Raw genomic sequence first — 11,837 nt, forward strand, 5'->3', positions numbered from 1 at the left:
CCGGAGAGCCCAGAGGACGGCGTCGTAAACGGCGGCCGCTTCCGAATGCAATACCCGCAGGAACGAAGCCGCGCCACGCGCTCTTATTACCGATCTCGCGACTGCGAAACATTCTTCGATCTCCGCACTAAGGCAGGAGCCAACATCATGGCTGATTCCGCGCCGATTCCGCCTGTCAAGGCGGTTCCAAAACCCCGTGAGCAGCACTTGCGGGACATGGCAGACTGCATCCGCTTCCTGTCGATGGACGCAGTACAGCACGCCAAAAGCGGGCATCCAGGTGCACCGATGGGAATGGCCGACATCGCGACCGTCCTTTTCAGGGATTTCATGAAATTCGACGCGGCGGATCCGCATTGGTTCGACCGCGACCGCTTCGTGCTTTCGAACGGTCACGCCTCAATGCTGCTCTATAGCCTGCTGTATCTGACCGGATTCAAGGACATGACCTTGGACGAACTGAAGCGGTTCCGTCAGATCGACAGCAAGACGGCCGGCCATCCCGAGTACAAGCACGCCGACGGTATCGAGACGACCACCGGCCCGCTCGGCCAAGGCATCGCCGATGCGGTGGGCTTCGCGCTCGCCGAACGCATTCTGAACGCCAAGTTCGGTGACGACCTGTGCGACCACTTTACTTACGTCTTCATGGGCGACGGTTGCCTTATGGAGGGCATCAGCGAGGAAGCGATTTCGATGGCGGGCCACTACAAGTTCGGGCATCTGATCGCGTTCTGGGACAACAATTCAATCACGATCGATGGCCCTACCCGCTTGGCGGTTTCCGACGCCGAAACCCAGCGCTTTCGTGCCTCCGGCTGGCACGTCCAGGAGATCGACGGACACGACACCGATGCTATCCGCGACGCCATCGCGACCGCCCGTGCGGTCGTCGATAGGCCGTCAATGATCGCTTGCAAAACGATTATCGGGTTTGGCTTCCCGACCAAAGCCGGCACCGAGAAGGCTCACAGCGACGCACCCGGTGAGGACGAGATCGCCGGTGCCCGCAGGATCCTTGGCTGGGATTCGCCGCCGTTCGTGATCCCCGAACCGCTGCTGCGCGAGTGGCGTGAGATCGGCACGAAGGGCCGCGCGGCCCGAATGGCGTGGGCGGATCGAGTGGCGGCCACGTCGCCCGACTTGCGCTCGGAATTCGAACGTCGCAACGACGGCAAGTTGCCGATCGACTGGCAGAAGGCTATTGCGGCAGCCCGTGCCGAATTCATCGCCAGCGGCAAGGAAGTGGCGACGCGAGCTGCCAGCGGCACCGTCCTCAACCATCTGGCTGCGGCCATTCCCGAACTGCTGGGAGGCTCCGCAGACCTGACCACCTCGAACAACACCAAGGCCAAGGGCATGATCGAGATTAAGCCAGGAGAATACGGCGGCTCCTACATGCACTATGGCGTCAGGGAGCACGGTATGGCCGCCGCCATGAATGGCATCGCGCTGCACGGCGGTTTGATCCCCTACGGCGGAACCTTCCTCTGCTTCTCGGACTACTGCCGCCCGTCGATCCGCCTGGCGGCCATGATGCAGGTCCGGACGATCTTCGTCATGACTCACGATTCCATTGGCCTTGGCGAAGACGGTCCAACCCATCAGCCGAGCAACTTGCGGCGCTGCGGGCGATCCCGCATCTCGCGGTCTACCGCCCTGGCGACCCCGTCGAGACCGCCGAGTGCTGGGAAGCAATCCTGAACACGCCCCGTGAGGCCGCCATCCTCGCTCTCTCTCGTCAACCTATGCCGCTGCTCCGCCGTGAGCCCGGCAGCCAGAACAAGTCGGCCAAAGGCGGATACGTGCTGCAGGAAGCGGAAGGCGGCGAGCGCAAGCTCACCATCTTGAGCACGGGTTCAGAACTGCATCTAGCGGTCCAGGCGCGGGACATTCTTCAAAAGCGAGGGATCCCGACCGCCGTCGTCTCCATGCCATGCCGTTTGCTGTTTGAACAGCAGGATGCCGCCTACAAGAACGCGGTGCTTGGCAAGACCCGAGCGCGCGTCGCGGTTGAAGCCGCCGTCGAACTCGGATGGGAGCGGTACCTCGGCCTCGAAGGGCGGTTCGTCGGGATGCACTCATTCGGAACATCCGGAAAGATCGCCGACGTCTACCAAAAATTCGACATCAATGCCGAAGCTGTTGTGCGCGCCGCGGAAGAGACGCTGGCGGAGGTCACTGCTCTCTAGCTGGAGACTTAAGATATCATCAGTTCCTTAGCCTTGATTTCGGCAGACGCCCTCGAGCACCTTATCGGCACCTGGCTGCACCTTCCCGGGGCAGTCACGATAAGACTTCCGAGAGGCGAAGATGGCGACTTTGGAACTCGCGTGCCGTGCTTGGGTTGCAACGTGAGAGTTGTGTAAACGAACTCGCGTGACGCTAACGGTAAGGGCAAGCGACATGAAGTCGACAACACTGGCGGCAACTGCATTCGCACTCCTGATCTCGACATCGGCATTTGCGCAGTCGGTCGGCGAGAAAACCGGTGTGAATTCTACACTCGGTGTCAGCCCGACGACGGCGGATTTCGTCAAGGAAGCCGCGATGAGCGACATGACCGAAATAGAGGCCTCCAAGCTGGCGCAACAGCGTGGCAACGCCGCAGAGAAGACGTTCGCCAGGCAGATGATCACGGATCACACGGAGACGTCCGGGGAACTCAGGACAATGGCCCCCGGCAATGCGAAGACGGTGTTGCCAGAGACGCTCGACAGCTCCTCGCAAGACAAGATTGATAAGCTCAAAAACGCCAAGCCGGACGACTTTTCCTCCGATTTCGACGCCATGCAGGTCAGTGCGCACAAGGACGCCGTGTCGTTGTTCGAGCGCTACGCCAAGGGCGGCGACGACCCAAAGCTCAAGGACTGGGCCGCCAAAACCCTTCCCACGCTCCAGCATCATCTCGAGATGGCGCAAAATCTCGGGAAGACGAAGTAGGTCGAGCGGGTTTACGGAACGTTTCTGGCGAGCGGACAGCACGCCTGCGACATCCCTCATTGAAGCTCGTGTTCCTAACCGGCATTCGAAGCGGCGAAGCGCGCGGTCGCTTGGCCGAGAAATGCAAACTCCTACTAGAGCCAGACATCGAAGGACTAGTGCGGTGCTTCGGATGCTCGAGAAAGGAACGCGCATTTCCTTCGCCCCGTGGCCTTCCGGATCAATATAGGATCCGGCCGCATTTCCTCCCGACCAGGCGTGCCGGTGCCGTAGATGTTCCAATGTTCCAGGATCTCAGGTTCGCCGTCGGCGTGGGTCGCGCGGGTGTACTCCATCGCTTGCAACTTTTCAGCCTAGGCAGCGTTTGCGTTTGTAGGTAGCCGGAGATTTACAGATGTCACACGCATCGCAGATCAAAGAACACATGGACGTCATTTCGTCCGATCGGAAGACCGTAGGCAAAGTCGACCATCTCGACGGGCCCGACAAGATCCACGCCTGCGGCCGTCCGGTAGATGACAAAGAGCTCTGTCCGTTCGGGCGCATTGGCAGCACGAGGGACGAAACTAGACTTGCTTGGCTCGGTCCCGTGACGTCGGCGCCGGTCTTGCTGAGGTGCACATGTTGGTCGACATGCCTCGGCCGGCAAAACGGCGGAGGCCATCATGACCGAACTGGACAACAAAGAGCCCGCGCGTGGTTTTAACAGACGCGCGTTCATTGGCGGGGCGGTCGGCGCCGCAACTCTGCCCTTAGCGGTGAAAGCTGCCGGAGATGGGCAAGGTGCCTTTGCGGCAGTCGATCCCAGGTTGCCAGTCAACGTGACCCTTCAAGTCAACGGCACGGCTCGGTCTCTCGATATCGATGCCCGCACAACTCTGCTTGATGCACTCCGAGAGCATGTCGGTCTCACGGGTTCCAAAAAAGGCTGCGATCACGGCCAGTGCGGCGCTTGCACCGTGATGGTCGAGGGCCGACGGGTGCTTTCGTGCCTCACCTTGGCGTTGGCCGCCCAAGACCAGCCGATCACCACGATCGAGGGACTATCACAGGGCGACGAGCTGCATCCGATGCAGCAGGCCTTCATCGATCAGGACGCTTTCCAGTGTGGCTACTGCACGCCCGGACAGATCGTCTCGGCGATCGCTTGCGTCAAGGAAGGCCATGCCGGCAGCGATGGCGACATCCGCGAATACATGAGCGGCAACATCTGCCGCTGCGGCGCCTACCCGAACATCGTCGCCGCGGTCAAACAGGCGGCGCCGGCGATGTCGGACGAACAGAAGGGCTGAGCGCATGCGTCCCATCATCTACCAACGAGCGACCGACGGGCCATCCGCCATACGGGCACTGATCGCTATAGCGCCTGCCAACAATCCTGTCGTCACCGATGCCGGCATCCAGCCGCTCGCGGGCGGGACCACCCTGCTCGATCTGATGAAGCTCGACGTGATGCGGCCGCGCGTTCTCGTCGACATCAATCCGCTCTCGAACATTTGGTCTGCGATCAGCCTCGACGGCGGAAATCTGAAGCTTGGCGCCTTGGCACGCATGTCGGACGTCGCCGCGAACCTCGACATCCAGCGCAACTATCCGGTGATAGCGGACACGCTCAAGCTTGCCGCCAGCCCGCAGTTGCGGAACATGGCGTCGCTCGGTGGCAATGTTCTGCAGCGAACCCGCTGCACGTACTTCCGCGATGTCAGTTATGACAACTGCAACAAACGCCATCCGGGATCCGGATGCGCCGCGATGGACGGCTTCAACAGGACGCACGCGATTCTTGGCACAAGCGAACAGTGCATCGCGACTTACCCGGGCGACTTCGCGCAGGCGCTCATCGCCCTGGACGCCGTCGTGGAGATCACGGGCGAGTCTGGCGTGCGCAACCTGCCATTCGGCGAACTGCACAAAGCGCCGGGAACTTCACCGCAAGTCGAGACCTCCTTGATGCCGGGCGAACTAATCTCGGCCTTCTCGATCCAAGGACGCTGGCCGCGATCGACCTATCTCAAGGTCCGCGACCGCCAGTCCTACGAATTCGCCCTGTCTTCAGCCGCGATCGCGCTCGATATCCAGGACGGCGCGGTCCGCGACGCGCGGGTAGCACTCGGAGGCGTCGCCACCATCCCATGGCGGGCTCGCGAGGCAGAGGCGTTGCTTAAGGGCCAGAAATTCGACGAAGCGATCGCTATGCGGGCTGCCGAAGCGGCCTTCAAGAGCGCCACCGGCCGCAAACACAACGCCTTCAAAATCGCCCTCGGCAAGCGCGTCGTGTCACGCGCGCTGCACCAAGCCGCTACGATGGAGGTCTGAGATGTCGGTCGCCGCGCCCGAGCCGAAGGCCAACATGGGCCAGCCCATTCCGCGCTACGACGCCGTCGCCAAGGTGACCGGCAAGGCGCAGTACGGCGCAGATGTGGCGCTGATGAACCCCGTCTATGCCTATCTCATTACTAGTTCGATCGCGAAAGGACGCATCGAGGGGTTCGATCTGTCTGCCGCCAAGCAGGTTCGCGGCGTGGTCGACATCGTCACCCATGAGAATGCCGAGAAGTTGAAGGAAGCAAAGCTGTTCAGCAACGGCGGCTATTCGTCCAGCACCATTCAGCCGCTGAAGTCGCCAGACATCGCGCAGGCAGGCCAGATCGTCGCCGTCGTGCTGGCCGAGACCTTCGAGGCCGCCCGACAAGCGGCGTACGCTGTGACTGTCAATTATACCGCCGCCATTCCGACGACGACATTCGGCTCGCCGGGCACCACAACCGCCCCCGCGAAAGGTCAGTTGGCCCAATTCAAGGAAGACCCCAAGGTTGGCGACTTCGCCAAAGCGTTCGAGGCGGCCGAGGTCAAGATCACCGCCGAGTATGAAACGCCGCCGCAGCATCACAATCCGATGGAATTGTTCGCCACTACCTGCGCCTGGAACGGCGACAATCTGACGATCTACGAGCCGACGCAGTACGTCCACGGGCTCAAGAACGGCGTCGCCGAACAACTCGATATCGATGCCGACAAGGTCAGAATCATCAACTCATACGTCGGCGGCGCTTTCGGCTCGAAGGGATCCATGACGCCTCGGACGGCGATCATCGCCTCGATCGCCCGGCGGCTCGGGCGCCCTGTCAAGCTGGTCGCCACCCGAGACCAAGGCTTCACCATCGCCACGTTCCGCGCCGAGACTCGTCACCGGATCAAGCTTGGGGCCAGCCGCGATGGCAAGCTGACTTCGCTCCGCCACGAAGGCTGGGAGATCTCGTCCCGACCGGACCCCTACGCCGTCGGCGGTACCAAAACAACGACACGCATGTACGCCTGCCCCAACGTCGACAGCCTGGTGTCGATCGTGCGGGCCGATCGCAACACGCCCGGTTTCATGCGAGCACCACCTGAAGTACCCTACATGTTCGCGTTGGAAAGCGCGATGGACGAGCTCGCTTATGAACTGAAAATGGACCCAATCGAGCTTCGGCGCGTCAACGACACCATGAAAGAGCCGATCAAGGGCAACTCCTTCACGTCTCGGTCTCTCATGGCGTGCTTCGACGAGGGCGCGAAAGCTTTCGGATGGTCGCAGCGGAAGGCAGAGCCGAAGTCGATGGCTGACCGAGATTGGCTGGTCGGATACGGCTGTGCGACCAGTTCCTACCCGACGCAGATGGCGCCGGCTGCCGCCCGCGTGCGCCTGCAGCGCGACGGTAAGGTGAGAGTGCAGATCGCCGGCCATGAGATCGGCAACGGCGCCTACACTGTGATCGGTCAGGCCGCCGCCGAAAAGCTTGGCGTTCCAGTCGAGAAGGTGTCGGTTTTCATCGGCGACAGCGATCTCCCGCCGGCACCGGTGGCAGGCGGCTCGAACTCGACGGCGAGCACCTGCTCGACCGTCATCATGGTTTGCGAGCAGATCCGGCATAAGCTGTTCAAGGCGACGATGCCGAACGAGACCCTGATCGATAACGCGAAGGAAACGGTGGGCGCGGGGCAAACTCCGGTCACCCGCGCAGCGAAAGGCGATCGCCCGATCGACTATGAACGCGCGTTCGATGCGCTCGGGGTCAGCGTGATCGAGGAATACGGCGAGTGGAAGCCGGATGGGGCACCGATGGACGCGTTTCGCGCCATGAACAAGGGTCAAATGAGGATGGTCGGCGGTCCGGAGATGAAGGACAAGATCGCCTACGCGTTCGGGGCAGAATTCGTCGAGGTTCGGATCAACAGGTGGACCCACGAGATTAGAGTGCCACGGCTGCTTGGTGCCTTCGCAGCGGGTCACGTCATGAACCCTCGCACCGCCCGCAGCCAACTGATGGGTGGCCTCATTTGGGGAATGTCATCGGCACTCCACGAGGCAACCGAGATGGACGAACGCTATGCCCGCTACGTCAACGACAATCTGGCCGACTACCTGCTTCCGGTAAACGCCGACGTTGCGAGTGTCGAAGTGATCATGCTGCCGGAGCAGGACGATCACATCAATCCGGCGGGCGTGAAAGGGATCGGCGAGCTCGGCAATGTCGGCACCAATGCCGCAGTCTGCAACGCGATTTTCCACGCGACGGGTCAGCGGCTTCGAAAACTACCCGTAAGGCTCGAGCAACTGGATATTTGAGATCGGCTGTCCCTTCTGATCGGGGATTCACCAGGATCCTGAAACCGGTGGTCATTGGCACAAGCAACAACGACAGAGCAAGACGGGCCTCGCTGCTGGGCCGCCGGCACGATTTGGCTCTTTGACGCTTTCCGTTCTCGACGGTTCGATCGCTAATTGTGAATCGGCGTGGGGTCCGGACGCCGATCGGCACGTTAAGGCACTGACATCATTGGTGTGCGCGGGGGTCATTGGATGGCGCCGAATCACACCGCACGCCTATCCTCCCGTTAGCTCGCGCAGTGTCCCCGTGATCTCCGCCACGGTGTAGGGCTTGGGCAAAAACCGTCCGCCCTCGGGGAGCTCATAGTCACAAAGCCTGAGTCGACCTGAGGTCGCGATGATCTTGATCGGTGGCCAGCGGTTTCTGACCAGATGGGCTAACCGCAGGCCGTCTATCGAACCTGGCATCTGAATGTCGGTGAAGATCACGCGAATATCTGTTCGTGCTTCGAGCACGAGAATGGCCTCGGCCGCGTTTGCCGCCTCGATCACGTCGAACCCGGCATCCTCGATCATCGCTACGGCATGCCATCGCAAAAGTGCCTCGTCCTCGACGACGAGCACGACCGGGCGACGGCCAGCTAATTGCTGCATCGGACCCTACTGATTGTAGAATGATGGCAATTGGCGCTTTGAGACCCGCGTTTCTGCCGCAGGTGCGCTTCACCCAATTCCTAATGTCGGAAATCGGACATAGGCGGTGTTGGTGTGGCAATTCGCTTGTTGACTATTTGTTCCTGGAAGCGCCCGATACAAGGGAAGAAGTACCAAAGCTGCGTCAGAAACAGGCGCGTCTGCCCAATGACAATGTCGGACTTCCGACAGATGAGGGCTCTGACGACCACGTTTGTCCGACAGAAAGCACCGGTGTCCTTATAGGCAGGCACCTGAACGCCACTCGGCCGAAGCTTGGTCTTGAGACGGAAACCGGACGGACAACGGCCGCCGGTCGTCATAACGTATTCTTTTCCCGCGCGGCGCGTCCCCTCGGAGCTCGCACCCTACCCCTTGCGGTAAATCGCCCGACCGATCGGGCAAGGATACCGCAGGTGCACGCGCCTTCAACCACTCCGCTGGACAACAAGCTGCTCGCATCACTGCCGCGCCGCGAGTTTGACGTGCTCGCCACCCACCTAATAACAGTTGTGTTGCCGCAAGGCCATTCCGTCTACGAAGCAGGCGGCGAGGTCGAACAGGTCTATTTCCCTCACAACGGCATGTTTTCGTTGCTCGCCGTAATGCGCGACGGCAAGGCCATCGAGACCGCGACCGTCGGCCGCGAAGGCGTAGTTGGTGCAATGGCTGGATTGGGTCTCTACAAATCCCTTGTCCGAGTGAACGTTCAACTACCAATGACAGCCAGCAGGATACCCTCAGCAGCTTTCAGGAGGTCAGTCACCTCAAGCCAAGCGATACGAGACCTCTGCATAGGCTATAACGAGGTCCTCTTAACCCAAGCTCGCATTACGGCAGCCTGCAATGCACTGCATCCAATCGACCAACGCTTTTGCCGTTGGCTATTGCAGTCGGCCGACCGCGCGGCAAGCGATACCGTCATGCTGACGCAAGAGCTCCTTGCCGATATGCTCGGAGTGCGAAGGACGTCGGTGACAGAGGTCGCCATCAAGGTACAGGATCAAGGCATAATCACCTACGCGCGAGGCGTCATTAAGATATTGGACCGCGGCGCGCTCGAGCGGATGTCCTGTGAATGCTATCGGACGCTCGTCGAATATGAGGCCACTCTGACCAACTGAGCGGAGCGAGCTGTATGAAGTCGCCGCGGCTCGAGCGGCGGGGTCTTGACGAAACCCACAATCCGCTGCAGCAGCCCGATCTTTGTCGGCCACCGGACAGACGCCCGACCCCAAAGGGTCTTTAATTGCCCGCGGGCAAGGTAGTAAGGGCTGGAGAGGACCCAATGGTTCAACAGCGCAGACGGATCGAACACGAGCAGACCTTTGAACAACGGCTAGCAGAAGAGGCTCAACGCTTCAAAGAGGCAGCAGATCAGCTTCCTCCCGGCACAGCCCGCGAACTGCTTCTGCGGCGAGCCCGACAAGCCGGCACCGCCGCTCACATCAGCGAATGGTTGACATCGCCCGGGCTGCAGCCTCCTAAGCCATCTAAAACTTGCTGACCGATCAGAAGGGTAAGGCCGCTGCTAGGCTAAATAGAAGTCGAGGGCTCCCTTGATCCCCTGACGACCAAAGCCATCGAGCTATGGCGATCAGGTCGCATGATCGCGACATTCGAGCCCGACTTGGGACGGTGAGAATGATTATCGATCGACTATTAAGAGACCGCCCGTTTGAGCCGAAGATCTCTAGCCGCATCATGACGGCTTACGAGCAAGCGCTGCATACGCTCTGCGTCAAGGACCGTGACGACCCGCTCACGGAAATGATCGCGAAGACGATTATCAAGGTCGCTCAAACGGGTGTCGAAGACCCCGCAGAGATTTCGGCTCAGGCGATCAAGGAACCGGAAGTTCGGTGACCAAGCGACGGTAGACCGTGGGGCATGGCTGCGGAACGGAAGGAGACCCAATGTGTCCCTGATACTTACTGGCACTGGCGTATCTGCGCGCTCGTTCGTCGTTCTGGAAATTGTCGATGAAGAAAAAGCTTTTGAGGTCGCGCGACGGATCGCAGAAAGCACGGGGCGTGAAGTGACTGTGCGTGATGCGAACTGGGTAGAGCTGGTTATCATTCCGGGTGGAAAGAAGCACTGAGAGGCGCTCAGCCCTAAAAGTAAGGACCGCCTCAGTCCGCGACCCGCGCCACCTGTTGCTGTCACCTACTGGCCCATCGCGTTGGTCAGCAGGTGTCCGCTCTCGCGCCGCTTGTGGTGCTGAGCAGACGGTCAACCAATATGGCCGAACGGTCGTGATTTACGAGTCCCGTGGTGACGAGGGCTGCGTGTCGGGTAAGTGCTTCGCTGCGCTGGTCGGCCTGCTGAGCGGATGCTCTTGGATGATGATGCCACTCGGTCTGCAGGCGACGATTGCCGTCAGGCGCGCGAGCTGGCAATGTTGATCTGCACCAGTGAGGAAGCAGTTGAGACATTCATTGCGCATTGCGATGTCGCGGCGCGTGATTTGTTGATGCCTTTGATCCCTTAACGGAAATGATCGCGAAGAAGATAATCAAGATCGCGCAAACCGGCATCATGGACCCTGCACAGATTTCGGCCTTGGCGATCAAGGAATTGCAGCTTCGGTGAGGCCGCCGCTGCATCTCATGCCAACCCGCTTGGAACTAAAAGCGCAGTCGCCAAGTCGCTCGGGTGAGAGTACTCACGCGACTGCAATCGGTTCCCCTCCCGTATCATTCGCGTTGGCGAGCTGCGCGAGGTTGTTCGCGCTGGTGGCAGTGCATTCCTTGAAGTGTTCTGAGAGTGCAGCAGCCGCCAGGTGATCCCAGTACTCTGCCTCCGCGAGCAGCTTCCAGCTTCTGTCAGAATTGTATGCGGCACTCTGTCGGCACAGCGACGCCATCGCGCGCAAGCGGCGTGCGGTTTCCATGCGATCCTCCCGTCGTTTTCCCACCTTATTTTTTGTTTTTGCATCGGAGTTATCATGATTATGACTCAGAACTAATTTTTACGTTCTCGCGGCAGCGAATGGCGCGGTTGATTGCGAATTATTTTCGGTTCGGGTTCACATCAGTCTCGAAGCGTCCGAACACTGTCTCGTCGGGGAGCTGGCGGCAGCTTTATTCCGTGGAGACGCCACGTTATAGGCGATCGACGGCGTACCAAAGGCCAAGTTAGCGTGGGACATTTCGTACGGCATCTGATCCCCACGTCCCGGCGGCCATCTTAGGCAGCCTTGCTTGACATAAGCTCCCATGCCGCCAATCGCCCGGCTTCGGTCAGGCCCCCCAAAGCTCGATCTCCACTCGCCGCGCGTTTGATAATCCTGCGCGCGATGTAACGGCGCGCCGCATGATTATCGGTGCCCTTCGGCAAATGCTGACAGGCCCTTTCCAGTGCGACATCCATGTTGGCAAAGGTCCGACTGTCAAACCTTTCTGCAATCGCCATGATCGACCTCCTGAACAATCACTTCGGTGGGACGAATTCGGCGCTGCCGATCCATCACATCGCCTCGGAGCTAAGCGGGTCGGCCTGCACCTGAACGTCTTGGACGTTTCCGCACTTGGTGCAGCGCAATGTCCAGTGCTCGAAGCCGGGCCTGGCCTCGACCACGTGCAGTACGGTCATGCGGACTTGGCATCTA

At 60.3% G+C, this 11,837-nt stretch carries 12 protein-coding genes and 1 pseudogene; 9 read left to right on the plus strand and 4 right to left on the minus strand.

The genetic code is table 11. The annotated features are described in order from the left end of the window. The first annotated feature begins 147 nt into the window (after positions 1-147). From tkt to ACP2YO_RS34600, 6 genes and pseudogenes are all read left to right on the plus strand, one after another. Positions 148-2,192, plus strand: a pseudogene (gene tkt, locus ACP2YO_RS34575) (transketolase). Positions 2,193-2,406: 214 nt separating this feature from the next. After that, positions 2,407-2,943, plus strand: a complete 537-nt coding sequence (locus tag ACP2YO_RS34580) for a DUF4142 domain-containing protein (RefSeq protein WP_426435588.1) — start codon at positions 2,407-2,409, stop codon at positions 2,941-2,943. 424 nt (positions 2,944-3,367) lie between these two features. Further along, the gene (locus tag ACP2YO_RS34585; protein ID WP_426443381.1) at positions 3,368-3,649 is read left to right on the plus strand and encodes a DUF2171 domain-containing protein; all 282 of its coding nucleotides are present in this window, start codon (positions 3,368-3,370) and stop codon (positions 3,647-3,649) included. Continuing rightward, positions 3,609-4,235, plus strand: a complete 627-nt coding sequence (locus ACP2YO_RS34590) for a (2Fe-2S)-binding protein (protein WP_426435589.1) — start codon at positions 3,609-3,611, stop codon at positions 4,233-4,235. The genes ACP2YO_RS34585 and ACP2YO_RS34590 overlap by 41 nt, the downstream gene beginning before the upstream one ends. Before the next feature lie 4 nt (positions 4,236-4,239). After that, positions 4,240-5,259, plus strand: a complete 1,020-nt coding sequence (locus tag ACP2YO_RS34595; RefSeq protein WP_426435590.1) for an FAD binding domain-containing protein — start codon at positions 4,240-4,242, stop codon at positions 5,257-5,259. Position 5,260: 1 nt separating this feature from the next. Next, complete coding sequence (locus tag ACP2YO_RS34600; RefSeq protein ID WP_426435591.1) at positions 5,261-7,552, plus strand: xanthine dehydrogenase family protein molybdopterin-binding subunit; 2,292 nt, start codon at positions 5,261-5,263, stop codon at positions 7,550-7,552. A gap of 258 nt (positions 7,553-7,810) precedes the next feature. Here ACP2YO_RS34600 and ACP2YO_RS34605 read toward each other — a convergent pair whose 3' ends face one another. After that, entirely contained in the window at positions 7,811-8,188 is a 378-nt protein-coding gene (locus ACP2YO_RS34605) for a response regulator (RefSeq protein ID WP_426435592.1), read from the minus strand. 20 nt (positions 8,189-8,208) lie between these two features. Here ACP2YO_RS34605 and ACP2YO_RS34610 point away from each other — a divergent pair, with 20 nt between their 5' ends. The 3 genes from ACP2YO_RS34610 to ACP2YO_RS34620 all read left to right on the plus strand — a co-directional run bounded on the left by ACP2YO_RS34610 (position 8,209) and on the right by ACP2YO_RS34620 (position 10,328). Further along, positions 8,209-9,351, plus strand: a complete 1,143-nt coding sequence (locus tag ACP2YO_RS34610) for a Crp/Fnr family transcriptional regulator (protein ID WP_426435593.1) — start codon at positions 8,209-8,211, stop codon at positions 9,349-9,351. A gap of 520 nt (positions 9,352-9,871) precedes the next feature. Further along, positions 9,872-10,093 (plus strand): hypothetical protein, encoded by a 222-nt coding sequence (locus ACP2YO_RS34615; RefSeq protein ID WP_426435594.1) that lies wholly within the window; start codon positions 9,872-9,874, stop codon positions 10,091-10,093. Between the two features lie 52 nt (positions 10,094-10,145). Further along, positions 10,146-10,328, plus strand: coding sequence for a hypothetical protein (locus tag ACP2YO_RS34620; RefSeq protein ID WP_426435595.1), 183 nt, complete (start codon positions 10,146-10,148; stop codon positions 10,326-10,328). 564 nt (positions 10,329-10,892) lie between these two features. On the opposite strand, the gene ACP2YO_RS34625 is transcribed toward ACP2YO_RS34620, so the two are convergent. From ACP2YO_RS34625 to ACP2YO_RS34635, 3 genes are all read right to left on the minus strand, one after another. Next, positions 10,893-11,120: a hypothetical protein gene (locus tag ACP2YO_RS34625; RefSeq protein ID WP_426435596.1), complete on the minus strand. Its 228-nt coding sequence runs from the start codon at positions 11,118-11,120 to the stop codon at positions 10,893-10,895. A gap of 296 nt (positions 11,121-11,416) precedes the next feature. Beyond that, entirely contained in the window at positions 11,417-11,641 is a 225-nt protein-coding gene (locus tag ACP2YO_RS34630) for a hypothetical protein (protein ID WP_426435597.1), read from the minus strand. Positions 11,642-11,695: 54 nt separating this feature from the next. Then, positions 11,696-11,821: a hypothetical protein gene (locus tag ACP2YO_RS34635; RefSeq protein ID WP_426435598.1), complete on the minus strand. Its 126-nt coding sequence runs from the start codon at positions 11,819-11,821 to the stop codon at positions 11,696-11,698. Positions 11,822-11,837: the final 16 nt, after the last annotated feature.

This window comes from Bradyrhizobium genosp. P (assembly GCF_049949265.1).
Classification (GTDB): domain Bacteria; phylum Pseudomonadota; class Alphaproteobacteria; order Rhizobiales; family Xanthobacteraceae; genus Bradyrhizobium.

Bases quoted from the DNA above. Each gene is read 5' to 3' on its own strand.
- ACP2YO_RS34610 (WP_426435593.1), top strand. From the start codon at position 8,209: ATGATGGCAATTGGCGCTTTGAGACCCGCGTTTCTGCCGCAGGTGCGC.
- ACP2YO_RS34605 (WP_426435592.1), bottom strand. From the start codon at position 8,188: ATGCAGCAATTAGCTGGCCGTCGCCCGGTCGTGCTCGTCGTCGAGGAC.
- ACP2YO_RS34585 (WP_426443381.1), top strand. From the start codon at position 3,368: ATGGACGTCATTTCGTCCGATCGGAAGACCGTAGGCAAAGTCGACCAT.
- ACP2YO_RS34630 (WP_426435597.1), bottom strand. From the start codon at position 11,641: ATGGCGATTGCAGAAAGGTTTGACAGTCGGACCTTTGCCAACATGGAT.
- ACP2YO_RS34635 (WP_426435598.1), bottom strand. From the start codon at position 11,821: ATGACCGTACTGCACGTGGTCGAGGCCAGGCCCGGCTTCGAGCACTGG.
- ACP2YO_RS34580 (WP_426435588.1), top strand. From the start codon at position 2,407: ATGAAGTCGACAACACTGGCGGCAACTGCATTCGCACTCCTGATCTCG.
- ACP2YO_RS34615 (WP_426435594.1), top strand. From the start codon at position 9,872: ATGATTATCGATCGACTATTAAGAGACCGCCCGTTTGAGCCGAAGATC.
- ACP2YO_RS34595 (WP_426435590.1), top strand. From the start codon at position 4,240: ATGCGTCCCATCATCTACCAACGAGCGACCGACGGGCCATCCGCCATA.
- ACP2YO_RS34600 (WP_426435591.1), top strand. From the start codon at position 5,261: ATGTCGGTCGCCGCGCCCGAGCCGAAGGCCAACATGGGCCAGCCCATT.
- ACP2YO_RS34590 (WP_426435589.1), top strand. From the start codon at position 3,609: ATGACCGAACTGGACAACAAAGAGCCCGCGCGTGGTTTTAACAGACGC.
- ACP2YO_RS34625 (WP_426435596.1), bottom strand. From the start codon at position 11,120: ATGGAAACCGCACGCCGCTTGCGCGCGATGGCGTCGCTGTGCCGACAG.